At 70.6% G+C, this 26,011-nt stretch carries 26 protein-coding genes and 2 pseudogenes; 17 read left to right on the forward strand and 11 right to left on the reverse strand.

Translation table 11 applies throughout. The features are described from left to right. Positions 1-236: 236 nt before the first annotated feature. The 7 genes from ACFVH0_RS32980 to ACFVH0_RS33010 all read left to right on the forward strand — a co-directional run bounded on the left by ACFVH0_RS32980 (position 237) and on the right by ACFVH0_RS33010 (position 6,261). A complete protein-coding gene (locus tag ACFVH0_RS32980; protein WP_385826261.1) occupies positions 237-617 on the forward strand; it encodes a DUF5134 domain-containing protein in 381 nt (126 codons plus the stop codon). A 203-nt stretch (positions 618-820) separates the two neighbouring features. Beyond that, positions 821-1,039 (forward strand): hypothetical protein, encoded by a 219-nt coding sequence (locus ACFVH0_RS32985; protein WP_350979673.1) that lies wholly within the window; start codon positions 821-823, stop codon positions 1,037-1,039. Further along, positions 1,039-3,318 (forward strand): heavy metal translocating P-type ATPase, encoded by a 2,280-nt coding sequence (locus ACFVH0_RS32990; RefSeq protein ID WP_385826263.1) that lies wholly within the window; start codon positions 1,039-1,041, stop codon positions 3,316-3,318. The genes ACFVH0_RS32985 and ACFVH0_RS32990 overlap by 1 nt, the downstream gene beginning before the upstream one ends. Beyond that, on the forward strand, positions 3,318-3,836 hold the full coding sequence (locus tag ACFVH0_RS32995; RefSeq protein ID WP_385826265.1) for a copper chaperone PCu(A)C: 519 nt from the start codon (positions 3,318-3,320) through the stop codon (positions 3,834-3,836). The genes ACFVH0_RS32990 and ACFVH0_RS32995 overlap by 1 nt, the downstream gene beginning before the upstream one ends. Before the next feature lie 136 nt (positions 3,837-3,972). Further along, positions 3,973-4,803 carry a hypothetical protein gene (locus ACFVH0_RS33000; protein ID WP_385826266.1) on the forward strand — a complete coding sequence of 277 codons (831 nt, stop codon included), beginning with the start codon at positions 3,973-3,975 and terminating at the stop codon, positions 4,801-4,803. A 249-nt stretch (positions 4,804-5,052) separates the two neighbouring features. After that, positions 5,053-5,682: a sigma-70 family RNA polymerase sigma factor gene (locus ACFVH0_RS33005; protein ID WP_385325894.1), complete on the forward strand. Its 630-nt coding sequence runs from the start codon at positions 5,053-5,055 to the stop codon at positions 5,680-5,682. A gap of 360 nt (positions 5,683-6,042) precedes the next feature. Beyond that, positions 6,043-6,261 carry a hypothetical protein gene (locus ACFVH0_RS33010; protein ID WP_385826268.1) on the forward strand — a complete coding sequence of 73 codons (219 nt, stop codon included), beginning with the start codon at positions 6,043-6,045 and terminating at the stop codon, positions 6,259-6,261. Between the two features lie 285 nt (positions 6,262-6,546). On the opposite strand, the gene ACFVH0_RS33015 is transcribed toward ACFVH0_RS33010, so the two are convergent. Next, positions 6,547-7,077: a MarR family transcriptional regulator gene (locus ACFVH0_RS33015; protein WP_308427402.1), complete on the reverse strand. Its 531-nt coding sequence runs from the start codon at positions 7,075-7,077 to the stop codon at positions 6,547-6,549. A gap of 91 nt (positions 7,078-7,168) precedes the next feature. On the opposite strand from ACFVH0_RS33015, the gene ACFVH0_RS33020 reads away from it, so the two are divergent. The 6 genes and pseudogenes from ACFVH0_RS33020 to ACFVH0_RS33045 all read left to right on the forward strand — a co-directional run bounded on the left by ACFVH0_RS33020 (position 7,169) and on the right by ACFVH0_RS33045 (position 10,766). Continuing rightward, a complete protein-coding gene (locus tag ACFVH0_RS33020; protein ID WP_385826270.1) occupies positions 7,169-7,762 on the forward strand; it encodes a malonic semialdehyde reductase in 594 nt (197 codons plus the stop codon). A 134-nt stretch (positions 7,763-7,896) separates the two neighbouring features. Then, positions 7,897-9,138, forward strand: a complete 1,242-nt coding sequence (locus ACFVH0_RS33025; protein WP_385826272.1) for an MFS transporter — start codon at positions 7,897-7,899, stop codon at positions 9,136-9,138. Between the two features lie 78 nt (positions 9,139-9,216). Continuing rightward, the gene (locus tag ACFVH0_RS33030) at positions 9,217-9,738 is read left to right on the forward strand and encodes a cupin domain-containing protein (RefSeq protein WP_385826274.1); all 522 of its coding nucleotides are present in this window, start codon (positions 9,217-9,219) and stop codon (positions 9,736-9,738) included. A gap of 188 nt (positions 9,739-9,926) precedes the next feature. Continuing rightward, positions 9,927-10,067 (forward strand): annotated as a pseudogene (locus tag ACFVH0_RS33035) (IS30 family transposase); the annotation flags it as partial. Positions 10,068-10,119: 52 nt separating this feature from the next. Then, a complete protein-coding gene (locus tag ACFVH0_RS33040; protein ID WP_385826275.1) occupies positions 10,120-10,368 on the forward strand; it encodes a hypothetical protein in 249 nt (82 codons plus the stop codon). Then, complete coding sequence (locus ACFVH0_RS33045) at positions 10,365-10,766, forward strand: PIN domain-containing protein (RefSeq protein WP_385826304.1); 402 nt, start codon at positions 10,365-10,367, stop codon at positions 10,764-10,766. Before ACFVH0_RS33040 ends, ACFVH0_RS33045 begins: the two co-directional genes overlap by 4 nt. Positions 10,767-11,923: 1,157 nt before the next feature. On the opposite strand, the gene ACFVH0_RS33050 is transcribed toward ACFVH0_RS33045, so the two are convergent. The 8 genes from ACFVH0_RS33050 to ACFVH0_RS33085 form a co-directional block, all read right to left on the reverse strand. After that, positions 11,924-12,523 (reverse strand): hypothetical protein, encoded by a 600-nt coding sequence (locus ACFVH0_RS33050; protein ID WP_385826277.1) that lies wholly within the window; start codon positions 12,521-12,523, stop codon positions 11,924-11,926. A gap of 920 nt (positions 12,524-13,443) precedes the next feature. Beyond that, positions 13,444-14,058: a TetR family transcriptional regulator C-terminal domain-containing protein gene (locus ACFVH0_RS33055; RefSeq protein WP_385826279.1), complete on the reverse strand. Its 615-nt coding sequence runs from the start codon at positions 14,056-14,058 to the stop codon at positions 13,444-13,446. Positions 14,059-14,656: 598 nt separating this feature from the next. Then, a complete protein-coding gene (locus ACFVH0_RS33060; RefSeq protein ID WP_385826280.1) occupies positions 14,657-16,249 on the reverse strand; it encodes an oleate hydratase in 1,593 nt (530 codons plus the stop codon). 431 nt (positions 16,250-16,680) lie between these two features. Then, positions 16,681-17,250 (reverse strand): AAA family ATPase, encoded by a 570-nt coding sequence (locus ACFVH0_RS33065; RefSeq protein WP_385826282.1) that lies wholly within the window; start codon positions 17,248-17,250, stop codon positions 16,681-16,683. Then, complete coding sequence (locus ACFVH0_RS33070) at positions 17,247-17,732, reverse strand: hypothetical protein (protein WP_385826284.1); 486 nt, start codon at positions 17,730-17,732, stop codon at positions 17,247-17,249. The genes ACFVH0_RS33065 and ACFVH0_RS33070 overlap by 4 nt, the downstream gene beginning before the upstream one ends. 163 nt (positions 17,733-17,895) lie before the next feature. After that, positions 17,896-18,678, reverse strand: coding sequence for a polysaccharide deacetylase family protein (locus ACFVH0_RS33075; protein ID WP_385826286.1), 783 nt, complete (start codon positions 18,676-18,678; stop codon positions 17,896-17,898). Positions 18,679-18,944: 266 nt separating this feature from the next. Further along, positions 18,945-20,264 carry a phosphatase PAP2 family protein gene (locus ACFVH0_RS33080; RefSeq protein ID WP_385826288.1) on the reverse strand — a complete coding sequence of 440 codons (1,320 nt, stop codon included), beginning with the start codon at positions 20,262-20,264 and terminating at the stop codon, positions 18,945-18,947. A 256-nt stretch (positions 20,265-20,520) separates the two neighbouring features. Further along, positions 20,521-21,045 carry an IPT/TIG domain-containing protein gene (locus ACFVH0_RS33085; RefSeq protein ID WP_385826290.1) on the reverse strand — a complete coding sequence of 175 codons (525 nt, stop codon included), beginning with the start codon at positions 21,043-21,045 and terminating at the stop codon, positions 20,521-20,523. A gap of 473 nt (positions 21,046-21,518) precedes the next feature. Here ACFVH0_RS33085 and ACFVH0_RS33090 point away from each other — a divergent pair, with 473 nt between their 5' ends. Both ACFVH0_RS33090 and ACFVH0_RS33095 read left to right on the forward strand, forming a co-directional pair. Continuing rightward, positions 21,519-22,280 carry a DUF1838 family protein gene (locus ACFVH0_RS33090; RefSeq protein WP_385826292.1) on the forward strand — a complete coding sequence of 254 codons (762 nt, stop codon included), beginning with the start codon at positions 21,519-21,521 and terminating at the stop codon, positions 22,278-22,280. Positions 22,281-22,322: 42 nt separating this feature from the next. Then, positions 22,323-22,529, forward strand: coding sequence for a hypothetical protein (locus tag ACFVH0_RS33095; RefSeq protein WP_385826294.1), 207 nt, complete (start codon positions 22,323-22,325; stop codon positions 22,527-22,529). 217 nt (positions 22,530-22,746) lie between these two features. Here the strand turns inward: ACFVH0_RS33095 and ACFVH0_RS33100 are convergent, their stop codons facing one another. Beyond that, positions 22,747-23,700, reverse strand: a complete 954-nt coding sequence (locus tag ACFVH0_RS33100; protein WP_385826295.1) for an alpha/beta fold hydrolase — start codon at positions 23,698-23,700, stop codon at positions 22,747-22,749. 161 nt (positions 23,701-23,861) lie between these two features. Here ACFVH0_RS33100 and ACFVH0_RS33105 point away from each other — a divergent pair, with 161 nt between their 5' ends. Together ACFVH0_RS33105 and ACFVH0_RS33110 are read left to right on the forward strand one after the other, a co-directional pair. Then, entirely contained in the window at positions 23,862-24,473 is a 612-nt protein-coding gene (locus tag ACFVH0_RS33105; protein WP_385826297.1) for a TetR/AcrR family transcriptional regulator, read from the forward strand. A gap of 90 nt (positions 24,474-24,563) precedes the next feature. Continuing rightward, the gene (locus ACFVH0_RS33110) at positions 24,564-25,676 is read left to right on the forward strand and encodes a hypothetical protein (protein WP_385826298.1); all 1,113 of its coding nucleotides are present in this window, start codon (positions 24,564-24,566) and stop codon (positions 25,674-25,676) included. On the opposite strand, the pseudogene ACFVH0_RS33115 reads toward ACFVH0_RS33110, so the two are convergent. Continuing rightward, positions 25,676-25,825 (reverse strand): annotated as a pseudogene (locus tag ACFVH0_RS33115) (SMP-30/gluconolactonase/LRE family protein); the annotation flags it as partial. The gene ACFVH0_RS33110 and the pseudogene ACFVH0_RS33115 sit on opposite strands and share 1 nt — an antisense overlap. Positions 25,826-26,011 lie beyond the last annotated feature (186 nt).

The raw sequence follows: 26,011 nt of genomic DNA on the forward strand, positions 1-26,011 counted from the left end.
GGCGGTCGGGGGTGTGATGTACGCGGCGTAGGCGTTTGCCCGGCGCGGTGGGCGCGGGGAAGGCCGTACGCGCGGAGCGACCGGACCGGGGGCGGCGCCCGGCCCGGCGGGCCACCGGTCCGTACCGGGGGCGGGCATGGCGACAACCCGCGACCGCCGGGCGAGGGACCGGACCACGCTCGGGAAGGCACGCCCTCGCTCTGCCGAGCAGAACCGAACCGCGGGCGCGCACCCTCGTGAACGCACTGCCGCACGCCGCGATGACCGGAGCGATGACCGGAGCGATGGCGTGGATGGTCGCCGCGATGTCCTCGGCCATGTCCATGGGCGCGACAGGCGGGGGCCACGCGCACGACATGCCCGGGATGGACATCTCGGCCCCGGGCGCGACCGCGACGATGACGCTCAGCGACACCGGCGACCGCTGGAACGCGGGACTGCTCGCCCTCGTCCCTGCTGGCGCTCGCACCGTGGTGGCTCGCGAGGGGCTTCGACACGGGCCGCCTCGCGCCCCGCACGGCGAGCGGCGCGGCCTCGGGCGGCGCGGTGCACGCAGCGTGGGCTGTCACGGGCTGATGGCGCTGGGCATGGCGGTGATGTTCGTCGTGATGGTGTGATCCGCGGGAATCGACGCCGGCTGAACGGGCGTCGGCTCGTGCGGCCCCTGGCGCCGGGCGCGCGTCCCGGACCGTGATGCTCCTGGGACACGCGTGACAGGTGTCCGCTATGTGATGCAGGCCACTCGACCGCGGTGGAACTCGCGGCCCGGACCGGCCGACCTCTGGACCGTACGACCCGCACTCTCGCCGGAGCCTCCCTCATGGACCACTCGGTGACGCCTTCCGCCGGACGGCGTTCCACCCCCGTGCCGTACGCGCCGCTCGGGGGTTTCCTGCTTCTGCTCGTCGCGCTGTTCGCCGTCTCGTACGGGGTGGGGCACCTCGCCGGGCCGGTCGCCCCCGACATGCGCGGGGTCTCGCACCAGGATGACGCCCCGGGCCCGCACGACATGGGCGGCATGGGCGGGACGGGCCACTGATGGGCCGGGAGACCGCTCCGCGCGCCCTCGCCACGACCGATCTGGTCGTCGGCGGCATGACGTGCGCGGCCTGCGTGCGCAGGGTCGAGAAGAAGCTCGGCGCCCTGGAGGGCGTGCGCGCCACCGTCAATCTCGCGACCGGTACGGCCCGCGTCGAGCACCCGGCGGATCTCGGTACGGACGCGCTCGTCGCCGCCGTCGAGAAGGGCGGGTACACCGCCCGTCTCCCCGAGCCGCCCGCGTCCGGGGAGGATCGGGATGACGAGGCGACCGGCCCCGGTGTCCCGCAGCGGCTGCTGGTGACCGCGCTGCTCGCCGTCCCCGTCCTCGTCCTGTCGATGGTGCCCTCGCTCCAGTTCCGCAACTGGCAGTGGCTGTGCTTCGTGCTCGCCGCGCCCATCGCCTTCTGGAGCGCGTGGCCCTTCCACGAGCGGGCCTGGCGCGGGCTGCGGCACGGCGCGGCGACGATGGACACGCTCGTCTCGCTCGGCATCCTCGCCTCCTTCGGCTGGTCCTCGTACACGCTCTTCCTCGGCGGCGCCGGCGCCCCCGGCATGCGGATGCCCTTCACGCTGCTGCCCACCGCCTCGGACGGGATGGCGCACGTCTATCTCGAAGCGGCGGTCGGCGTCCCGCTCTTCGTCCTCCTCGGCCGCCATCTGGAGGCCCGCGCCCGGCGCGGCACCTCGGCCGCCCTGCGCGCGCTCACCAAGCTCGGCGTGAAGGAGGTGACGGTACGGGACGGGGCCGTGGAGCGCACCATCCCGGCCGCGCGCCTCGCGGTGGGCCAGGTCTTCCTCGTACGACCCGGGGAGCGTGTCGCGACGGACGGTGAGGTCGTGGAGGGCACGTCCGCCGTGGATCTGTCCCTCGTGACCGGCGAGACGCAGCCCGTGGAGGTCGCGGCCGGCTCCGCCGTCACGGGCGGCTCGGTCAACGCGGGCGGGCTCCTGCTCGTACACGCCACGGCCGTCGGCGCCGACACCCAACTCTCCCGCATCACGGCCCTCGTCACCGAGGCCCAGGCCGGGAAAGCCCGCGCCCAGCGGCTCGCCGACACTGTGGCCGGGGTCTTCGTACCGGTCGTCCTCACCCTCGCCGTCACCGTGCTCGGCTTCTGGCTCGGCGCGGGCGCGGACCCGCAGCCCGCCTTCACGGCATGCGTCGCCGTCCTCGTCGTCGCCTGCCCCTGCGCACTCGGGCTCGCGACCCCCACCGCCCTCATGGCGGCCACTGGCCGAGGCGCCCAGCTCGGCGTCCTCGTCAAGGGACCGCAAGCCCTCGAAGCCCTCCGGCAGATCGACACCGTCGTCCTCGACAAGACCGGCACCCTCACCTCCGGCCACCTCACTGTCACCGCCCTCACCGCGCGCACGGAAGGCCCCGGCGCGCAGGAGGTGCTGCGGCTCGCGGCGACCGTCGAGACCGGCTCCGAGCACCCGCTCGGCCGAGCCCTCGTCCTCCACGCCGAGCACTCCCTCGCCGAGGGCGCAGTCCGGCCCGACGCGCTCAGCGGTTTCACCGCGATGCCCGGCAACGGCGTGCGCGGACACGTGGAAGGACAGCTCGTCGAAGTCGGCGCCCCCGGGGGCGAGCTGCCCGAGGAGCTGGGCGCGGCCCTCGCCACCGCCCTGGAAGCCGCCCACACCCCCGTCCTGGTACGTGTCGACGGGCGGCCCGAGGCCGTCCTCGCGCTCGGCGACGTCCTACGCCCCGGCAGCTACCACGCCGTGGACCGGCTCCGCCGCCTCGGCGTGCACCCCGTCCTCGCCACCGGGGACCAGGAGGAGCCCGCGCGGGCCGTCGCCGCCGCGCTCGGCATCGACGAGACGTACTCCCGCTGCACCCCCGAGCGCAAAGCGGAACTCGTCCGCGCGCTGCGCGCGGAGGGGAAGCGGGTCGCGGTCGTCGGGGACGGCGTCAACGACGCGGCGGCACTCGCCGGGGCCGACCTCGGCATCGCAATGGGCACCGGCACCGATGTCGCCATCGGCGCCGCCGACGTCACCCTCGTCCGCGACGACATCGAAGCCCTCGCCGACGCCGTGCGCCTCGCCCGCCGCACCCTCGCCACCATCCGCGGCAACCTGCTGTGGGCCTTCGGCTACAACGTCGTCACCATCCCGCTCGCCATGGTGGGCCTGCTCAACCCGATGCTCGCCGCCGCCGCGATGTCCCTCAGCTCGGTCCTCGTCGTCCTCGGCAGCCTCCGCCTGCGCCGCTGGCAGCCCGCCGCCGTCGCGGGGCGCCGGCGCCCCTCCCCGAGGGCGGCCTTCTGATGCCCGTTCCCTCCGCGCGCCTGCGCGCCCCGCTCGCCGCCGTCGGCGTTCCCGTCCTCGCCTGCGCCCTCGCCCTCTCCGGTCTCGGCGCCTGGACGGCGGGCGGACGTGCCGGGAGCCCGCCACACGTGGCCGTCGCGAAGGCGTACGTCTACCAGCCGCTCGGCTCGACGCCCGAGACCGCCGCCTTCTTCGCCCTCACCAACGACGGCGGCTCCGCCGACCGGCTCGTGAAGGTCACCTCGCCCGACACGGCCGCGCCTCCCGCGCTGAGCGAACACCGCATGACGTCCTCCCGCGCCGCCTACCGGAAGCCGGTGGACTTTGCCACCGTCCCGGCCGAGGACGGGCTCACGATGACCCCGCACGGGATCGACGTGACCGTACGGCCGAAGGGGACGTGGCGGCCCGGCGAAGAGGTCTCCTTCACGCTGCGCTTCGCGCACGGGAAGCCGTTGAAGGTCCGGGCGGTGGTGGTCCGGCCGGGTACGGAGACGGACCGCCCTCTTCGCCCGTAGCGCCATGCCCCGCACCGCTGCCTGTTCCCGCCGCACATGCCGGAACTCCGTTCCAGCAGGCGCGTTTCCGGCATTGACGGCAAGCCGGACGCCCTGCCATGTTGTCCGGCCCCCCGCGATGGGAGGATGAGGCGCCATGGAAGCGGGACCGGTCGGACGCGCGGTGAGGGCGGCGATGTTCGCCGCCGTCTCCGTCACGCTCGCCGCGACCGGGCACGTCCTCATGTCCGAGGCCCCGATTCCCTTCTGGGTGCTCGCCACCGGCTTCCTTGCGCTCGCGGTTCCCGGCTGGTGGTTCGCCGCCCGCGAACGCGGCCCCTGGCTTGTCACGGGCCTCGCCGTCGCGACCCAGGGCGTGCTGCACAACGCCTTCGCCGCCGCGCAGTCCGCCCTCGGAACCATCAGGGGTACGGTCACGCGGACCGCCACCACGACGTCGCCCGCGCGCTTCCTGTACGACAACCTGTCCTCAACGGACGGCGACAGCACGGAGTGCGGCGGTACGGGCTCGTACGAGGCCGGAGCGGGCGCGGCGCCGACGGACGCCATGGCGGGCATGCACCACATGGCAGGCATGGACCACTCGGCCGCGAGCGGCGCGATGACCGGCATGGAACACATGGCCGGCATGGATCAGGCCACCGCCATGGGCCACATGGGCTCGATGGTCCACATGGGCCACGACATGGCCGGGATGTCCTCGACGGGGATGCTCGCCGCGCACGTCCTTGCCGCCCTCGTCTGCGGCGTGTGGCTGGCCCGCGGCGAACGCGCCGCCTTCCAGGTCCTGCGCGCGGTCGCGGGCCGGCTGCTCACTCCCCTTCGCCCCCTTCCCACAGCACCATTGCCGGCCCCGCGCCGCCGCCTGCGCCCCCACCGGGGCCTGAGCGACCGGCTGCCGCTGGGCCTGCGGTGCGCTCGCGCGCGGGACCGGCGCGGGCCGCCCGGGGTGCTCGCCGCGTTCTGAGGACGCGGCAGGCATTCCGGAGGACGTACACCCCCTGGCACGCGACCGGTCGCCGACCGCCCCGCCGCCGCGCCCGCACGCAGCGGGAGTCCTCCGGCACACCCGGCCCCGAAGGGCCCGGGTGCCCCATTCACCGGAGACCCGGACCCGTCCCCCGCGCCGCCCCGCGCGCCGCAGCCGCGTCGCGCGACCCCGCGCCGTGACCGGACGCCCGGGTGCCGGACCGATCCGTGAAGGACACACCTGGCGATGAACACCACACTGCCCGCCCCGCGCGGGTCACAGTGCGCCTCCGTCCCGCGCGACAGGACGGCGGAGGACACCGTCTCGACCGGCTGGGCGCTCGCCGCCCGCGCCGGGGACCGCGAGGCTGCCGACGCCTTCGTACGGGCCCTGCACCGCGACGTCGTGCGGTACGTGGCCTACCTGTCCGCCGACTCGCAGGCCGCCGAGGACCTCGCGCAGGACACGTTCCTGCGCGCGCTGCGCACTCTGCACCGCTTCGAGGGCCGCTCCTCGGCCCGTACCTGGCTCCTCACCATCGCGCGCCGCACCGTCGTCGACGACTTCCGCAGGACCGCCGCGCGGCCCCTGCTCGCCGACACCGACGACTGGCGCGCGACCGTCGAGCGCGCCCAGCCGACAGGGCTGCCCGGCTTCGAGGAAGGGGTGGCGCTCCAGGAACTCCTGGCCGCGCTCCCGTACGACCGTCGGCAGGCGTTCGTCCTCACCCAGTTGCTCGGGCTCTCCTACGCGGAGGCCGCCCGCGCGGCGGGCTGCCCGGTCGGCACGGTCCGCTCCCGGGTGGCCCGCGCGCGTACCGCCCTGACCGCACAGCTGGAGCGCGGCGAGGCGGAGGCCCTGGCGCCGGTCGCCTAGCTGGGGCCTGTCCGGCGGATCAGGGTCGGGCAGGGCGCGGCGTCTGGTGCGGTGCATCGCAAGGCGCCGGAGCGTCCTGATGGCGGAGCTGTCCGGGCGTTTCGGCAACGCCGCGAGGTGCCGTGCCAGACGCCGCGCCCCCGGCCATGATCCGCCGGACAGGCCCCAGCGCACACCACCGGGGCGGGCGCGCGACGCGGGCGCGCACCCCCTCGGCAGTCGGCCCCGCACCGTGCACAGTTCCCCGGTCACGTGGAGAGATGACACACCCGCCGCGCCGGTCTGGCGGCGCGTGGGCACGGGTATATCCGCTCCGTTCAAGGCCGCGTCGAGAGGGCGGCCCCGGCGGAAGGTGCCCCGATGACCCACGACTCCAGCGCCCTCGGCCTCACATCCTTCGAACCCGTCGCCACGTTCTGCGGAAACTGCGACTGCGGCTGCCCCCAGCTCTTCGTGGACCCCGTCGCGAGCGAGGACCGCCGCATCGTCCTCACCGACGACTTCGGCCAGCGCGTCCGGATGAGCGCCACCCAGTTCGCCGGCCTCGTCACCGAGGCGGAGGCCGGCCGGACACAGTGACGACGGCCTGAAAGCCGACGCCCAAACCGGCCGCGTGAAGCGACGAACGGTGCGGGAAGAGGCGGGACGCACCACACCCCGAGGATCCCGCGCTTCGGCACCACCCTCAACACATGGGAGCCCTGCCGGGAAGACCACCGACAAACACTGCGCGGTGACTTGGGTCACTCCACCTATGCGCTCCCTCGACCGAAGGCGGGCTGGGGCGGGGTCGTCGTCGGCATGGGTCATGCGCCTGAGGACGCGACGGCCTGTCACCTCCGGCTCACGACTGTCGGATGGTCCTCACTTGACGGTGGTGTCCCCCAGGGTCTCCAGCACCTGCCGGAGGCCCTCGGCGGTCTTCTCGACCAGGTCGCGGTCCACATCGGCCAGCAGCCGTGCGTAGTTCGCCAGATGGTCGGCGAAGGCGGCCCGGGTGACCTCGTGTCCGTGTTCGGTGAGGCGGATCTTGATGGTGCGCCGGTCGTCGCCCTCGCGCACCCGCTCGACCAGGCCCTTGGCCTCCATCTTGTCGATGCGGTTGGTGATCGCGCCGGAGGTCACCATGGACGCCTTGAGGAAGGATCCGGCGGTGAGGGCGTAGGGCGGCCCTGAGCGCTGCAGTGTGGTGAGTACGTCGAACTCGCCGTGCTCCACTCCGTGCGCGGCGGCCGTGGCCTTGGCGGACTTGTCGACCACCCGGGCCAGCCGCTGGATCCGCCCGAAGAGCTCCACTGGCCAGAGATCCTCCACCACGTCGGGGCGCTCCTTGGCCCACTGACCGATGATCGCGTCCACGGCATCGCTCATCGCCACATTCCTCTCAATGGACATCTTCTCAACGTTAAGAGACTTGACGTTGAAGGAGTCAGGCTGCTTTTATCTCAACGTTGAGATTATCAAGACTGAACGACAGGAGCACTCGGTGTCCTCGCTCACCCTCCATCCCGCCGCCCAGGACCTCCTCTTCCGTGAGGCCCGTACCGCCCACACCTTCACCAGCGAGCCGGTGACCGAGGAGCAGGTCCAGGCGATCTACGACCTGGTGAAGTACGCCCCCACCGCCTACAACCAGTCGCCGCTACGGATCGCCCTGGTCCGCCCGGCCGAGGCCCGCGAGCGGCTCGCGCAGCACATGGACGAGGGCAATCGGCCGAAGACCTCGGCCGCGCCGCTGGTCGCGATCCTCGCCGCCGACAACGAGTTCCACGAGGAACTCCCCGCGCTGCTCCCGCACTTTCCGCAGGCCAAGGACGTCGTCTTCGCCGACCGCCCGGTCCGCGAGGAGTCCGCCCTGCTCAACGCGACGCTCCAGGCGGCGTACTTCATCCTCGGCGTGCGCGCGGCGGGGCCGGCCGCGAGGCCGATGACCGGGTTCGACTTCCCGGGTGTCCAGAAGGAGTTCCTGGACGACGACCACACGCCGCTGATGGTCGTGAACACCGGCCGCCCCGGCGCGGACGCCTGGCACGCGCGCTCACCGCGGCTCGCCTACGACGAGGTCGTCACCACGGTCTGAGCGACCTGCTCCACCGAGCCTCCTGGCTGCTCGGACCACCGGAGCCTCGGACCGTCGGAGCCTCGGACTGTCCCGACCGCCTCGGCGCATTCGCGAACCGTCCGCGCCAACCGCCTCACCTTCCGGAGCCCGCCATGCCGCTGCTCGACCGAACCCACCCCCGCCCCACCGCGCAGACACCGGCCCCCGCTGCCGCGCGGGAATCGCACCATGTCCCCACCGCATGGCTGGCGTTGCTGGCCACGCCGCTCGCCGCGAGCGCCAACAGCCCGGTCCTGATCCTCCCCGACATGGCCGACTCGCTCGGCATCCGTACAGCCACGGCGACCTGGCTCGTCACGGCGTTCGCCTGGGCCATCGCCGTCGGCACTCCGCTGATGGCGGGCCTGCAGCGTCGCCGCGGGCTGGGCAGCACGCTCCGGCTGAGCACGGCCCTGATCGTGGCCGGCACCGCGGTCGTCGCCGTGGCGCCTTGGCTGCCGCTGGCCATGACGGGCCGGGCAGCCCAGGCGATGGGCGGCGCGGGCCTGGTCACAGCGGCGATGAGCCTGGCGGGCTCGGTCCGCAGGATGGGCGTGATCACAGCAGGCTTCGGGACGCTGGGCGCGGTCGGGCCGCTGCTCGGCTCGGCGATCGCGAGCACGGCCTCCTGGCGAGCGTCCCTCGCCGTCGGGGCGGTCGCACTCCTCGCCCTGCCGGCCGTCATGCGCCACGCCGACCTGTCCGCACCGCAGCAGAGCTCCCCCTTCGACGGCCGGGGTGCCGCCCTGCTGGCCCTGATGGCGACGGCTCTGGTACTCATCCCGCGCTACCCGCTCCCAGCTGTGACCGCCTCGTTGGTGATGGCCGCGCTGCTGGCCCTGCACATCCGGTCCAACCCCACAGGCTTCGTCCCGGCATCGCTGCTGCGCACCAGGGCGTTCGTTCTCTCCGCCGCGCTCGCCTGCACCTTCGCGACCTCGTACTTCACGCTGCTCTTCACCGTCCCGCAGCTGCTGCGGGACCGTACCGGCTGGTCGACCTCCGCGATCGGCACCGGCCAGTTGGTCGCCCTCCTCGCAGGGTCGGTGCTCTCCATGGTGCTGGCCGCCGCCTCGGCCCGGATGAGCCGCCCACGGGTCCTGACGATCCTGCTCACGGCCGGAGCCCTGGCTCCGCTCACCGCAGTACTGACCCCCTGGGCGCCACTGCTCCTGCTGGTCGCGACGCTGGCCGTCTTCACGACGAGTGCGGGCCAGGCGACTCTCGCGGTGTTCGCCACCCAGGCCGCGCCGACCGCCCAACGCCCCACGGCGATCGGCCTGTTCAACCTCTGCTACCAGCTCGGCGGCGCCTTCGGCCCAGCGATCGCGGCCCTGATCACCATGGGCGACTGAATCACCCTGCCCCCGGTCTCCAGCGCGACGCCGGAGACGACCTGTACGACGGCCATTCACAATCCGAGGATCATGATCATGAACAAGGAGACACCCACCATGTCCGCGTCCAAGACTCCGCCGGCGGCGCTACTGACCCGCCACGCAGACGCCGAGACCTGTGCCGACCCGAGCAGTGTGATGACTCTTCTGGCCGACTCGGACGGCACGGCAGGCGGCGTCACGAGCTACCGATCCACCTTCGCCGAGGGCGCGACAGGGGCGCCGGCCCACTTCCACACCAGGGCAACGGAACTGTTCTTCGTGATCAGCGGAGCTCTGCAGGTTCTGGTGGGCGAGGAAGTCACCGTCCTCGAGGAAGGCGACTTCCTCGCGGTGCCTCCCCACACCCCGCACGCCTTCGCGGCTGCCCCGGGCTGTGAAGCGGATGTCCTCTTCGTCTTCACCCCCGGCATGGGCAGGTTCGACTACCTGCGCCTGCTCGGCCGGGTGATGCGTGGCGAAGCGGACCCGAAGGAGATCGCCGAGTCCTCGGAGCGTTTTGACAACCACTACGTCGACAGCGCTGTCTGGCGCGCGGCGCTGGAGCGTTCCGCGTGATCGACTCCACGACCCCGATCCGGGTGGCCCGGCCCTCGCGGGACCTCACCGCCGCAGAACGCTTCTACAGGGACGGCCTGGGTCTGACCGCCCTGTGGCAGACGACCGAACGTGTGCCGGGCGAGCACGACCTGCTGATGCTCGGCCCTACCGGCGGCACCTGGCTACAGGACCACCTGACCCTGCGGTGGAGCCCGGAACAGATCTGCCGGGTCCTGCGCGCCCGCTTCCCCGACCGGCCGGAGATGCACGTGACCCACGAGACGATCCACCAGGCCCTCTACGTCCAGGGCCGCGGAGAACTGCGCCGGGAGCCGGCCCATGCCCTCCCCAAGGCAGCAATCACGAGACCCTTCGCGCATACTCCAGTATGCTTGCCACATGTCCTCAACGACCCGTATCACCGTCACCCTGCCCAGCGACCAGGTGGCGGAGCTTCGCAAGCTCACGGACAACGTCTCCGGCTACGTGGCGGAAGCAGTGGCCCGCCAGATCCGGCACCAGCTGCTGGGCGACGATCTGCGACGCCATGCAGAAGAGCACGGGCAATTCAGCGACGAAGAGCTCGCCGAGGCCCGCTCGAAGATCTTCGGTGCTGCCAGCTCCTCCAAGAACGCGGACGCCGCGTGAGCGAGCGCATCGAGACCGTTGTCCTGGACTCGGAAGGGCTCTCCGCCTGGATCGCGCAGGACCGCAAGTTCCTCGCGATGTTGCAGGTGTTTCACGAGATGGGGGCAGACCTCGTAATCGCAGCGAACACCATCGCGGAAGTCAGCCACTCCCGTACCAACATCCCACGCCTGAACTGGACCCTGTCCCGCATCAAGGTGGAGCCGGTCACCGAACAAGCGGCCAAAGCAGCAGCGGAGCTCCTCAAAGGCGCCGGACTGCACGGTCACAAGTACGCCATCGACGCCACGGTGGCCGAGGTCGCGCTGCGCCAGCCGAAACCGGTCGCCCTGCTGACGTCCGACAGCGACGACATGACCAGGCTCTGCGGTAGCCAGGTCCGCATCGTCCCTCTCTGACCCACCAACCCACCCGGAGCATGCAACTTGGCAGGCTCCGCTGCAATGGCACCACCCGTGCCCCATCCGTGCCCAGCAGAGCGGACAGCAGCGGTCATGTACGGCTCCCAGGGCCATAGCCAACCATCCCGCCCAGGGGAAAAGCACAGGTCAAAGCGGCTTGGGCCTACCAAGCGCCGGTGATTCCCAAGCTCAGAGCGCGAGTTCGATTCTCGTCACCCGCTCCATGAAAGAGCCCCAGGCCAAGCGCCCGGGGCTTCGTTGTTGTCTGGACCACTTCAAGCGTCCCGCACCAGCTCCGCACCGCCTCGGCCGATGGTTGGCCGTTCTGAGCTCTCTCCCGCGCTGAGGAGCGAACACAAGGCCGCGCATGTGTCGATACGAGGTCGACCGCCTGAGCCAGGACCTCGATGTCGCGACCGAGAACCCTGAGCACATGGAGGACGTCGCGGATGCCGTGTGTTCAGGAACTGGATCTACGTACATGGCGGGGGCACGTGCTGGAGACCGGCTCTTGTCCGCTCGACTGATCGTCACGGATCCGGACAGCCGTACCGGCCCGCGACCTCATCGACGTACGCGCCGCAGCAGACGGATGGAGCCCAATCGAGCTCGAACAACTGGATCGGCGACAGCGAATTCGCGGCATACGGCCTCAACGAGCCCTCCGCTAAAGCACCCCGCGAGTGGGCACGGAACCGGGCCGACGACATCGGAGAGCGGCTCCGGGAGGTGGAAGCGCCGAGAGAAGACTGACCTTCAGAACGCTGTGCTCGGCGTAAACGTGCGGTAGAACTCTCTCCGCTGCATCAAGGCGCCTCGCTCCGCTCGCCCGGCCGGCCCGGGTCAGGGAATCCCGCCGTCTGCGACTTCGCCTCCGCTCAGCCGTCACCCGGCTGATCACCACCGTCCGCCGACGACGCCTGCGTTTCACCCACTGCTGGACTGGGCCGACGTCATCACCAGCACGATCAAGCGACTCGACGCCCTCCCGAACCTCTGTTGATCAGCAGATCCATCTTCGGAAACATGGATCTCGGCGCCACCCAACGCGACAATTGAGTCAGGGGCCTGCCCGCACGACCCGAAAAACGAAGAGGAGCCCGTCAGCAAGCTGACGGGCTCCCGCGGAAAAACGAGGCTAACCCGCTATCGGGTCAGATCGTCGGTGTGTCATCGACGATCTCCTTGTGCGGTTCGACAATGAACTTCCAGCCCTCGCTGGGCTCCAGGAACCGCACTCGGGTCGGGTAGATGTCCAGGGCGCGGCGGTCGCGGTTCTGGCTGTTCGCGTTCTTCCGCGCCCTGGCTGGCTCCTCGTACAGGTCGACCTTGACGTCCGGCACCGCGACGACTTCCTCGCTCCAGCGCTGAACGACCCCCGCACCGAACGCATCCCGCGCGGCGGAGTAGAGCGAATCCAGGGATTCCTTGTTCCCGCTGGGCACGAAGAGGGCAAGGTTCAGGAGGACGCCAGCACTCTGGAGGACCTCGATCTCCTCCCCCGCCTTGTCAGCAATCCAGATTCCGGCCTCTTCAGCATTGTCCGGGAGAACATGAATTTCCTCACCGAAAATCGTCCTCGCGGTGAAGGACCCTCCCTCGAAATTCTTACCCGGCTTCGTCAGGAAAGCCGGGGCGTAGCAGTCGAGAGGAAGACCATCCGTCCCCGCCGAGACGAAGATGTCGTCCTGGAGGTCCAATTCTGAGACCTCTCCGGCCGTAAGACGTCGAGCCGTAACCTTCTCGGTATTCACGCCATTCCCCTTTTTCGCGGCGTCCTATAAATTCATTAGGACTATACCATGAAAGCGAACAGCCAGGCCCTTTACACACGCCTTCGCGCTCACGATAGCGCAGTCAACCCTCCGAGTAATTTCTTCCGACAGAACAGTAGACAAATCCTGTCGAATCACCGACGAAACGAAGCCCCCGTAAAGAAATACGGTGAGATCCATCCAAAAGGTGACTCACCGCTTCGTCCGGGTTTTCGAACCAAGTCGGCCGCCAAGTGAAATGGGCGGCCTTGGCCGAATGGCGGCCCGGCGGCCCGGCGGCCCGATCGAGCGAACCACGGCGGTCACCTCTCCGATCAGGCACTTCACGCGTCGCCCCCCTACGGCCGCCTTCGCGGGGCCACCGCTGTCCCTTCACCCACGACCCGGGCGGAGTCGAAGGAGTGGCACCGGTACCCCGCAGAACAGAACCGTGCGCACCGCAGCTCCGTCCGGCTCGCACGTTTCGCCTCGTCCCCTTTCGGAAGGCGGAAACGGGAGGCGCATACCTCAGCGTGCTTGCCGCATGTCCTCAACGACCCGCATCACCGTCACCCTGCCCAGCGACCGGGTGGCGGAGCTCCGCAGACTCACGGACAACATTTCCGGGCTACGTTGCGGGAGCAGTGGCACGTTCACAGCCGGTGCGGCCCACGGGTCGCCGCCTGACGGGTGACGCAGGAATCAGGCTCCGTACCGGCTACGTAGATGCCCGGTGATCTGCGACATGGGCGCGGTCGAGTCCCACACCTCTCTGCACCGGCGTCACCGGAAGGCCGGCCGGGCCGCCCGGGACCGCCCAACCCTGGGGACGCCCGGGGGCTGCAGTCACCGGGTGTTTCGCACGGAGCCCATGACGCCCTCATGAGCCTTCCGTGACGGCGGTCGGGCGGGGGCGCTCGTCAGGTCGGCCGGTCGAGCGCGTCCACCAGCACTGCTTCGAGCTGTCGCGCGACGCGGTCCAGGGGCTCCGTGCTGCGCTTGGCGCGGCACATGGCCACCGTCCCCTCGACGGCCGCGACGACGAGTGTCGCGACCTGAGCGGCGCGGTCCGGTTCGACGCCGTGCGCCTTCAGCGAGGCAACCAGCAGGTCCTCCCACTGATCGAAAACCTCGGCGGCCGCCGTGAGGGCGGGCGGGATCTCGGCCTCCGGAGGCTCCTCGATGGCGACGGCGAGAACCGCACAGCCGGCACGGAAGTCGGTGCCAACGACGGTCTCGCGCCACAGGGCGAGAAGGGCTCGCAGCCCCGCGACCGGGCCGGCCTCCAGTTCCCTGCGCAGATTCCGGGCGATCGCCTCCCCCGCGTACCGGACGGCCTCCGTGGTGAGCTGCTGCTTGCCGCCGGGGAAGTAGTGGTACGTGGAGCCGAGCGGCGCCCTGGCGTGCTCGGCCGTGAGAGCCTGCTCGGCCCGGTCGGATCGGGCCAGGTCTATGACCTGGTGGCCCGCCGAGATGAGTTCGTCGACAACGGCGGATGAGATCCAACCGGTCGCTCCAGTGACAAATGCACGCATGAGCGTGTCCCCCTTCGCCCGGAAAGGGTCGCGGGATTGGCGGAGATGGGTGGGAATGCCCTGATCACGACGCCGGCACCGAAGTCAGGTGACGTGGGGCCCCTGTGCTGTCGCGGGGCGGTCCGGTGGGCGCGGCGGGCGCCGGCGACGACGAGGGCTCCGGCCAGCAGCACGACGAGGGCCGCGGCGCGCAGCGCGGTGTCGGCACCGTGGGTGAACGCTTCGGTCACGGCGGTGCGGTGGGCCGGGGCCGGCGTGAGCGCTTCCTGCACCGTGTGCGGGAGCGGCGTGTGCCGGCCCAGGTCGGCAGGCAGATGGCGCGTGAACCCGGCTGTGAGGATGGTGCCGACGACGGCCACACCCAGGGCGCTGCCCAGTTCGCGGGTCGCGGACTGCAGACCTCCGGCGATGCCCGCCCTCTCCACGGCCGGGCCGCACCGCGCTGTCTCGGAACAGTCGGAACGGTCGGAACGGTCGGAACGCGGGTCCGATTCCCTCACCCGGTCCATGACAAGGCCCCAGGTCAGCGACCTGGGGCTGTGTCATCGTCCGGGCCTCCGGCCCCGACGGGTGCGGACCGGAGCGGCCCGCTTCCTCATCAGGCGAAGGCGGTCTTCAGCGCGGACCAGGCGATCTTGGGGTCGGCCAGGCCGTGGTACATCGGCGGGATCTCCTTGTCGACGCCGAAGTGGTGGTAGACGGCGATCATGGCCGCGCGGACCGAGTACTCGACGGTGAAGACGACGTCCTCGGGGATCTCGACGAACTGGCCGAGAAAGGCGAAGTTCTCGGCGCCCTCAGGGACGACCCGGGGGCGGTCGGCCACGACGCGGCGCTGGAACTGGGCGTCGATATAGGGCATCTGGACGGTGGTGACCTTGGTGGTGGCACGTACCTCGTCTGCGATGTCGTCGAAGCCGAGGTGGCCGAGGAGCTCGTCGAGGATCTCGGCTCCGGTGCAGTCGTCCATCTTCTTCGGCACGTGGTCGCCGGGGACGCCGCCGAACAGCGAGTATCCCCACAGGGTGTACGTGTTCTCCTGCTGGTCGCGGAAGTGAGGCTGGGCCGGGACCACGACGGAGAGCAGCCAGCGCGAGTCCTTCCAGGTCATCAGGGCGCCTTCGCCGGGCACGTTGCCGGTGTACTCCTGGATGCGGTCCAGGAGGGTGCGGCCGGTCATGGTGAGGGTGAAGGATTCCCATTTCGTCTCGTCGATGTTGCCGCAGAAGGCGGTCGGGCGTCCGAAGTCCGGTGCCTTCTTGGCGATCGACTCCCACAGCCGCCAGGAACCGTCCCGCTTGTCGCGGATCAGCTCGGGGACGGTGGTGCGGTCGCCGTAGGTGGTGTCGGCGGTCATGGAGCCGATGGTCAGGAACGCGTAGTCGTCATCGCCCAGCTCGATCGTCCCGGCTTCGGCGCCGTCCCGCTCCAGGTACAGCCGGGAGATCCGGCGGGCGGCGGGGTCGGAGAACTCGACGTCGGCGACGGTCACTCCGAAATCGGTGTGGACGCCCTGGGCGGTGAGCCAGTCCTGGATCGGGCGGATGACGGAGTCGTACTGGTTGTACTTGCTGCGCCGCACTCCGGACAGGGTGTGGATGCGGTCGAATTCCTGCACGAAGGCGAGGAAGTACCGCTTCAGCTCGATCGCCGAGTGCCAGGTCTGGAAGGCGAAGGTCGTACGCCACATGCACCAGAAGTTGGTGGCGAAGAAGTGCGGCTGGAAGAAGTCGTCGATGCGGCGGGCACCGATGACCCGTTCGGGCAGCGCGAGCAGCCGGGTCATGTCGGCGCGGTCGCGGGCGTCCAGGCCGAGCCGGGAGGCGTCGGCGATGGTGCGGTCGCCGTTGATGATCCGGGCCTTGGCGTTCGTGGGGTGCTCGATGTTGAAGGCGAGCATCTCCTGCCGTACCGAGATCGCCGGGTCGTCCAGGGTCGGGATCGTCTCCAGGAGGTTCCACAGGCACACGTAGTGCTCTTCCTCGAACATCCGGCCGCCCCGGGTGACGTACCCGCCCTCGGGTGTGGGGGCGATGGCTCCGTCCATCGAGCCGCCGGCGATCGGCAGCTGCTCCAGGATGTGCACGTTCTCTCCCGGGACTCCCGCGTCCCGGACGAGGAAGGCTGCCGCGGCGAGCGAGGCGACGCCGCCGCCGACCAGGTGGACCTTGGAGTTCTTCGATACCGGCACGGGCGGACCTCCGGTGCGTCGTGGTGAGGATTGCGGCGCACATCGGTTCCTGGGTGGGGCCGATGTGCGCAGGGCACGCTCACACGAGCCTGCCCCAGATGTGCTTCCTCCGCGATCGGAGACCCCGCACGGGCAAGGGGCCACGACATGGGGCACGTTCCACGCCCGGTCGCGTTCGGCCCGGTGCCGTCCGGCAGGGCACGCCGACCACCGACGACCACCGACACCGCGAGCCATCGCTACCGGCCGGCGGCCGTCCTCCGCCCGGCCCGGACGAGCGGGCCGCCCGTCAAGGACCGCGCTGCCGTGCGGTCCCAGTGGTCCTCGCTCTTTGTCGTCCGGAACTCTCACAGTCGTCCGGAACTCTCACGCCTCACCTCGCCCACCACGTGCACCTCGCACACTGCGGGCTCTGCTCACCCCGGGGCAGCTCAAGGCGGGCAGAACGTGAATCGCCGGGCGGCTTCCGCGGGAGTGACCCCTTGCCCCCGGCCGGGAACGTCGTACACGAAGGCGGCGCCTTCCGTACGCAGCCGGGCACTGCTCGCTTCCCGCCTCATGATGGCGGCGTAGGCGCTGACATCCGCGGCAGAGACGTCGTTCCTCTCCCGCTCCTCGTTCTGTCCGAGAAGATCCGCCTCGTCCTGGGGGAAGCGCAGCGCGGTCACCGGTGCACCGAACCGTTCGGCGATGGCCACCAGGCGTGCGCGTGCCCGGAGTGTGACGTTCGTCGATTCGGCGACCGCGATGCGGCCCGCGGCGAGTCTGTCGGTGATCCGACGGTCACGCTCGTCGAAGACCCGCGCATCAGCCGTGCCGGAGGCGGCATCCACCGACTCGCCCCCGTAGAGCTCCGCACGGATGTCGTCACTGGAGACAACGGCTTCCGGGTCGAGAATCCCCTGAGCGACCAGCTCACGGACGAAGGCGGTCTTGCCCGAGGCCGGCGGTCCGACGAGTACGACGAGTCCTGCGGGGATCACCATCGGTCCGGGGCTCATGACGTCTGGTCCGACGGGGGTGACAGGCTCGCGCGGGCCGCGGTCATGAAGGCGGCCTTGTGCTGCTCCAAGTGCTCGTTCACCTCGGTGTCGCCGATCTCGCGCCATACCGCTTGGTTGAGCGCGCGGCCGTACGCGTGGACAGCGGCGTGCAGGTCCGGATCGCAGAGCAGCACGAGGTGCCGTTCGGCGACCCAGAGTGTGGTCATGGTGGCGCCTGCGGATCCATTCCAGTCGTCGTCACCGCCCCATGCATCAGGGCGGTTGTAGGCCGCTCGTTCGGCCTCCTGGGCACATGCGATGAATTCCTTGATCGCATGCAGCTGTTCGGCCCGGCGCGCCTCGCCGGTGGCCGCCTTCAGCCGTCGTTCCTCGGCCCGCTCCGCGGACCTCTGGGTGAATTGCTGGGAGAGGGCCGTCAGCCCGCCGCCGAGCGCCACACCCGTGAGCGAGAGGACCGAAGTCCACACTTCCAAGGCCACACTGTCCCCCCTGAGACAAGTTCTTGCGCGTCAGCGTGCACATGGTCTCGTACCGGCGCGGCGAACTCGGAGCGCGAGTTCGATTCCCGTCACCCGCTCCATGACGAAGCCCCCGGCCGTGGCCGGGGGCTTCGTCGGAGACAGGGACGGGGGCGGGTCTCAATTACCGTACGGGGAAGCCGAAGGAGTATCCCTGCTGCTTCAGCCAGGGGAGGATCTCGCGCAGGGCGGCCAGGGTCTGGGAGCGGTCGCCGCCCGCGTCGTGGAAGAGGACGGTCGGGCCGTTGGTGATCTCGCGCTTGACGGTGGCGACCATGGCGTCCGCGCCGGGGCGCTCGAAGTCCTTGGTGTCGACGTTCCAGCCCAGCGGGCGCATGCCCCGGGACGCGGCGAGGTGTCGGCTGTACGGGGTGAAGGCTCCGCCCGGGGCCCGGTAATACTGCGACCGGACGCCTCCGGATGCCTTGGTGATCATGCGTTCGGCGTCCAGGATCTGCTGGGACTGGTAGGCCTCGGACTTGCCGTCCATGGCGGTGTCGTGCGAGACGGTGTGGTTGCACAGCCGGTGGCCGGCCGCCACGACCTGCTTGACCAGGTCCGGGTGTGCCTGGGCCTGGGTGCCGACCATGCAGAAGGTGGCCTTCACGCCGTTGTCCTTCAGCAGTCGCAGCACCTGGGGCGTCCAGACCGGGTCCGGTCCGTCGTCGATGGTGATGTTGACGCCCCGGGCTCCGCGGTCCGAGGCGTGGGCGATGTCCGCCGCCACCTTGGTCACGGCCCGGTCCTGGTGGCGGGCGTCCGGCGCCGAGATGCGTCCTTGCGGCTGCGGCCCTCCGGCGGTGTCGGCCTGAGCGGTCCACACCGAGGTCGCGGCGGCCACCGCTGTCACCCCGAGCGCCGCCGCGAGAAGCCGGCTGTGCCATCCCCTTCCCCTGTGCTTCGCCATGTCCGCCCGCCCCTTTGTCGTCTCCGCCGATTCCGTGCACCCATCTAGACATGCGAATGCCTGTACGGGATGCCTCTGTTACCGATCGCGGACGAATCCGCAGGGGTTCCGCGACGTGTGGGGCGCGGCGGGTACCGGTCCCCGTCCGCCTGTCCGTCCGCCTGTCCGTCTGTCCGTGCCGAGGGTTGCTCCCTCGGCACGGAGTCCTGTTGTCGTGGCACGGAGTCCCGTTGTCGTGGCCCGGACTCCCTTTGTCGTGGCCCGGTTCAGACCGGTTCGGGCTGTGCTTCCGGGTGTTGTGCCGGTGTGGTGGACGACTCCCACCGTGCGGTGGTCTTCACGTAGCCGTAGATCACCGAGGCCATCGCCAGCACGAGCAGTGGTCCGGACACCCACGGAAGCTTCGCCATCTCCAACGGCAGGTAGCGGTAGGACACCAGGAGCGCGGCGAAGACGGCCGTGCCGTAGGCGACCAGCCGGATTCCCGATCGGTCCCAGCCGCGGTCGAACGAGCGCAGGGCTGCCTCGATCGTGAGGGTGAACACCACGCCGGCGATGAGGTCCGCGCCGTAGTGGTAGCCGAATCCCAGCGTCGCGGTGAGCGTCGCGATCAGCCAGAACGTGCCCGCCCACCGCAGAACCTGTGGGCCCTTCCGGGAATGGATGAAGATCGCGGTGGCCCACGCCGTGTGCAGGCTGGGCATGCAGTTCCGCGGGGTGATCCCGTCGAACGGCATGTGGTGCGGGACATCGACCGGCGGCGCCGTCACCGGCCACAGGTCGGCCACCGCCCATTGCGCGCTGGACGAGGTGTTCGACCACCACAGACTGACGGACTCCCAGTGCTCGGTGCCGGTGCCATAGGCGTAGAGCGGCCCGACCACCGGGAAGATCATGTAGATGGCGGGCCCGAGAAGGCCGATCACCAGGAAGGTGCGCACCAGGTGGTGGACCGGGAAGCGGCGCTCGGCGGCCACGTTGCGCAGTTGGTACAGCGCGACGATGACCGCGGCCACCGCGAGCTGGCCGTAGACGATGTCGAGGAAGTTGAAGCCGATCGGGCCGGTGGCCGTGACGAGCCGGCCCACCAGCCACGACGGGTTGCCCAGCGCGTGATCGGCGACCGCCACGTACTGGTCGAGCACCATCGGGCGGGCCTTGGAAGTGATGATCAGCCAGGTGTCGCCGGTCTTGCGGCCGGCCACCAGCAGCAGGCCCAGCCCGACGCCCTTCAGCAGCAGGGCGCGTTCCCTGCCGGTACGTCGGGTGACGGCGATGACCGCGCAGCCCAGGATCACCCACAGCGCGCCGTTGCCGAAGGGGTGCCCCTCGGTCACCTCGATGTCGGCCGCCCACCGGACCACCAGGAAGACGAGGTCGATACCGATCGCGGTGGCAACCGCGATGAACCGTTGCCGCCAGGTGAGCACCAGCATCATCAACGCCATGCCGGCGTACAGAAGGGAGCCCGACTTGGGTGGGACCACGACCTCTCGCGCCTGGCTGGCCATCGGCCCCGGCAGGCCGTAGTGATGCGCGGTGATCTCCAGCGCGACGAGGAAGCCGACGGCCACGACACCCGCCAAGGCCCAGAGTCTCGCCCGTGGTCGGCGCCACAGGGGGAGCGCGGTTCTGGAATCCGTTCGCGAAAGGTCCTGCGATATTCGATTTCTCAATTTTCGGCCGATTTTCTAGATTTTGGTCAGATGTGAAGGTTGGTTCCGCTCGCCACCTTCCGGCCGGGCCGCCTTTCTCCCTCACGAAGAACAGTCCGCCCGACAAGGGAAGACGAAAAGATTACCGTCCGGGTTCAGCCGCGCTCCCGGCCGCCCATTGACCTGGTCACTCGGTGACGGTGAAGGGGGTGTCCGCCCGCTTTTCGCTGTCCAGTCCTCTGACCTCGACCGACTTCTGCATGTCGTCCACGTAGGTCGCTGGGACCTTGATCTCCGCGACGAAGCCCCCCTCGGACGAGGCCGTGACGTCCCGGAGGTCCCATTCCGAGCTGTAGCTGCCGTGGAAGGTGATGCGTACGCGCTCGCCCGACGCGAAGCCGGAGCCGGTGAGGGTGATCACCGCGCCGACGGGGCCACTGTCCGGGTTCGCCTCGATCCGGGGATTCGCCGACATCTTGGGGGCCGGACTCCGGACGGGCAGGGACTGGACCGGCTCCCCCGCGGACGGGGACTCGGACTTGGTCCTGGACGGGGAGGGCGCGGTGGCGGACGGCTGAGTGGAGGCGCCCGCGGCCGGGCCGGGCTGCGCGGCGGGCCTGTCGCCGTCACCCACGGCCACGGCGGTGATGACGGCGGCCACGATGGTGGCCGCCGCGGTGACCATCGCCGCGATCACGGCGCCCTTGTTCATCCCGCCGCTCGGGGTGGGCGACGGGGGCGTCGGCCCGGGCGAAGGCGGGGGGCCGGGCGGGGGCGTCGGGGCAGGTGAAGGCGGGGGCCCGGGCGGAGTCGTCGGGGCGGGCGAAGGCGGGGGCCCGGGCGGGGGCATCGGGGCGGGTGACGGCGTCGGCCCGGGCGGAGTCGTCGGGGCGGGCGGGGGCGGTACCGCGGGACGGGGCGCGTGGGCCGGGGGCGGGGGAACAGCGCCGGGCGAGGAACCCGCACCGCCGGATTCGGACACCGTGCAACCTCCAAAAACAGTGGCCTGATCAAGAATGACCAGCCTATCGGAGGTGACTATTCGTCATTTGTCTTTTATCCAGCGCCGATTGTCGATCCCTGACCACGGCGCCTTTCGGCGGAATCGGCTCTTTCCGGCCGCTTCCACACCGGCCCGGGGTGTTTCCCGCCCGGCCGGGACGGCGGTCGCGCAGAGTGGCCCGTATGACGACACCCGCAGAGCTGCTCCGTTCCTTCGCCCGCACCCGCGCATCGCTCGACGGCGAGGAGGTCACGTACTGGTGGTCCGGGGACGTGTATTCGTGGGCGCCCGACGAGCCCTACCAGCGCGTCTTCGGGTTCGAAGGGCTCAACGTCGCCCGCCTGGTCCAGGACGCCGAGGCCGGGCCGGACGCCTACCGGCTGCTCACCCGTGAGGCCGCCTTCTACCTGGACCCGGCCACCCGCGAGATCCTGGAGACCTGGCAGGACCTGCCGGTGGTGCACGTCTGGAACGACCCGGCGAACCAGAAGTGGCGCCCCTTCCCGATCCCGACGACCGAGCTCGGCGGACAGGTCTGCTTCAGCCTGGAGATCCCGCTCGCCTACCCCTCGCCGCTGCCGGTGGCCCAGTACCCGGTCCACTCGGCCGGTGACACGTACAAGGCCCTGGAGCTCTTCCAGTTCTTCGCCGACCGGGCCGATCTGGCCGGTACGGCACCCGGTGTCCCGGCGACCATGTCGTGGTCCCGGATGTCCCCGTGGCTCCCGTGGATGGCCCGCGGTCAGCGGCCCGGTGGCCTCACCTTCCACTGCCGGGGCCGCAAGCTCGGCTCGTACGCCGAGGTCCCCGAGCGGACCCGTGCCTACATCGCCGACCACCACCCGGAGTTCGCCCGGGCCCCGGAGAAGTGGAGCGAGCCGAACGAGACCAGCTGGACGTATTTCCGCAGGCTCAATCCGCCGGAGCAGCCGACGGAGGAATAGCCTGGCTCGCCCCCCCGGTCGATCGCCTTCGGGGGCTACAGCGTGCTGGAGGACACGCCGCATCGCGATGTACACCGCATCGCCCTCGAAGTCCTCGAAGTCCTCGGATTCCTCGAAGCCCTCGAAGCCCTCGGATTCCTCGAAGGGCACTTCGATCTCACGCTGCCCCGCACACGGATCCTGGACGCGCCACTCCCCGCCGTCGAGGGGTCCGGAGGGCCGTCCCCCTCGACGCCGATCGCAGAGTGACATGGGTGAGGATGCCGGCGGACGACCCGGACCTCCTGGCCGGGATCGTGTTGGGTTTCGGCAGCCTGTGCCTGGTCAAGGCCGTCGACGATGACGACCGGTACATGGGCAGGCTGAACGACGACGGCAGTGTGATCTGTTGGGACGCCTACGACGACCTCCACGAAGCCCTTCGTGGCCTCCAGGGTCTTTTCGTCCGCACCGGGTGCGGGCGATGTCATCCGTCGGCGGTGCCGGTGCGGTTCGCGGGTGGAGTGGCGGCGTCGGTGTCGTTCATGAAGTCCAGCATCCGGGCGTTGACCAGCTCCGGGTAGTCGATCTGTGGGCCGTGGCCGGTGGCGGCGATGATTTCGGCCCGGGCTCCGGGGATCAGGCGCGGCACTCGTTCCAGTTGGCGCTGCGGGTGAACCAGGAGGCTGCGCTTGCCCATGATCAGGTGGAACGGCGTGCGAATGGTGGCCAGTTCGTCGTCGGACAGGGGCAGCGGCGCGGGGCGGCGGATACGGAACGCCCGCACGCCCGCACGTATCATCGCGCGCAACTCCGGGACGATCAGCACGGGTTGTTCCAGCCAGGCGGCCAGACGGGGGCGCAGCGCCTTGGGGGCGGAGGTGGCGAAGAGGCTGGCGAAGATCCAGACGAAGAAGCGCAGGCCCACCTTTTCCAGGCCGCCCGGGTCCAGCGCGGTGACCGAGGCGAGCCTCCCGGGGCGCAGATGGGCCTGGTTGATGACGAGCCAGCCTCCATAGGAGGAGCCGACGAGGTGGACCCGGTCCAGACCCAGCGCGTCCAGGGCCTCGTCCATCCACCGGGCGGCGCGCTCGGGCTGCCACATGGGTTCCCGGTGCACGCTGCGGCCGGGGTCGCCGGGGGTGTCCAGAGCGTAGACGGGGCGCTCGGCACCGAGCGCGCGGGTGTTGGGGTACCACTGCGCGGAGCAGCCGCCGGAGCCGTGGATCAGGACGACCGGGGTACGGGACTCGGCGGCCGGATCGGCGGGGCCGTAGCGGTAGACGTGGGTGGTACCGAAGGAGGTCTCGACGTCCGTCTCGGAACGGGCCGGGGCGCCGAGCGCGTAGACGGCCTCGCAGGCGGCGAAGTACCGGTCGCGCAGGGTGTCGTTGACGTAACGGCCGATGTCACGGCGTACGCGGGTCGTGTTTTCGGGCACGGCGGCACCTCCGGTGAGGATGTCGTTCTTCGTTCTCGTTCTTCGTGATACGACCGTACCATTATGTTGGTACGGCGGTACCATGAAGGCGTCCGGTCAGCCGCGCCATTCCGGGCAGCCCTGGCCATGCGGGCGCGACCGACGGGTGGAGACACGAGAGCATGCCGAAACGCGTGGACCACGAGGAACGGCGGGGCCAGATCGCCGAGGCGCTCGTCCGGGTCGCCGGGCGGCGCGGCCTGCACACGGTCGGCATGCGGGACGTGGCGGCCGAGGCGGGCGTATCGCTGCGGCTGGTGCAGTACTACTTCGGGACCAAGGAGAAGCTGCTGCTCTACGGGCTCCGGCATCTGACCGACCGGTTCACCGCACGCGTGGGCGCCCGGCTGCGGGCCGCCGGCGACAACCCGGGACCGCGCGCGACCGCCGAGGCACTGCTCCTGACCTCCCTGCCGACCGACGAGGAGAGCCGGACCTTCCACCTCCTCTACAGCTCGTACGCGATCCTCTCCGTGACCGACGAGGCGCTGGCGGCCCAGCCGTTCATCGACAGCCCCGACGCCGCCGAGGACGCCCTGGCCGGACTGTTGCGGCGGGCGCAGGAGGACGGTCTCGCCGATCCCGGCATGGACGCGCGCACCGAGGCCATCAGCCTGCTCGCCATGGCGGCCGGCATGGGCACCAGCGTCCTGGTGGGCCAGCGGCAGGCGGAATCGGCCGCAAAGGTGCTGCGCCACCACCTGGACCGCATCTTCAGCCTTCCGCAGGCGTGACCGTCCATCGGCACCCTGCCTGCGGGCGGCGCGGCGGGCTGTTCACACTGGTGTGGCCGGAGTCGGAGCACGAGTGGACCGGGGGAACGGGTGGAGAACTGGGCGCGGCGGCACCGCGTGTTGTTGTGGGCGGCGGTCTGTGCGCTGGCCGTGCTGGTCGCCGTCGGGGCGTCGGTACGCGCGCCCCTCAAGGACTGGTGGCTGGCGCGTGAGGCGTGCGGCGGCAAGCTGCCGGGCGGCGACCTGAAGACCGTGCGGCCGGATACCCGGCTCGGGAAGCAGGAGGAGTCCTTCGACGAGGAACTCGGCGAGTACCACTGCGTGCTGACGACCGACAAGGACAAGGTCGTGGTCGCCGTGGACACCTATCCGGACGGTGCGGACCGGGACGAGGAGATGTCGTTCATCGGCAGCGGCCGTCCGCCGTACGCCGTGCTGCCCGGCGGGCTGCCCGGCTTCGAGACCGACAACAGCGTCGTCTACCTGATGCCCGAGTGCCCGCGCGGCGGCAAGCGGCCCGCCGCGGAACACCGCAGGTTGCTGGTGGGGACCTGGGCCTACTTCGCCGAGAGCCGCGAGGAGAAGGCAGCCATGCTGCGGCTCGCGGTGCGGATGACGAACGAGGTGACCGAGAAGCTCGGCTGCGGGGGTACGCCGCTGCCCGCGCCCGAGGACGGGGCGGTGCCGGACACGGGTGCGTACGTGCCCCGCGCGGAGGCGAAGGGCACCGCCTGCGGGGCCCTGGCCACCGCAGGCGTACCGGCGGAGGGGCGCGACGGGCAGGTGCGCATCGCCGTCGCCGACGGTGGGGTCGTCGGACGTTGCACCCTGCACGCACCGCGCCGGGACGGCGACGGCACACGGCCGGGCGAATCGATGGTGGAACTCACCGGTTGGCTCGGGGACTGGGGCCCCGACCTGCGCGTGACGGGCTCGCCGAAGGGCGAGGGCGTCTTCCGGGAGCCCTCGTCGACCGACTCCCGGGCATGGGCCGTCGCCGAATGCGACGGCGAGAACATCGGCTTCGCCGCGCAGTGGGGGGAGGACTACTCCTACGGGAAGGCGGGCGAGAAGTCCGGCCCGCCCACGGAGAAGCAACGCGCCGAGCGCAGCGCCCTGTTGCGCGAGTACGTGGCCGCGTTCGCGAAGGACCAGGTGCGGCGCGGGAAGTGCACGGGGCTGCGGTTGCCGACGGCTCCGTGAGGGGCAACCGGGAGAAGTCGTGTGACACCCATGACCGCTGAATAGAGGCTGGTCTCGGCGGCGATGAAGAGGCGGTTGCGCCTGGCGCCGCCCCAGGAGATGTTGGCAACCGCCCCGGGGACGTCGAGCCGCCCGATCAGCGTGCCGTCGTCGCGCACGTCGAATTCCGGGCGGCCGGTCTCCCCGTACGCCGGTGAGCGGGGGCCGGAGCGAGGGCCGGAGCAAGGTCCCGATGGGGGCCGGAGCGAGGTCCCGATCGGGAGTCGGAGCGAGGTCCCGATCGGGAGTCGGAGCGAGGTCCCGATCGGGAGTCGGAGCGAGGTCCCGATCGGGAG

This window comes from Streptomyces sp. NPDC127117 (assembly GCF_042677325.1).
Classification (GTDB): Bacteria; Actinomycetota; Actinomycetes; order Streptomycetales; family Streptomycetaceae; genus Streptomyces.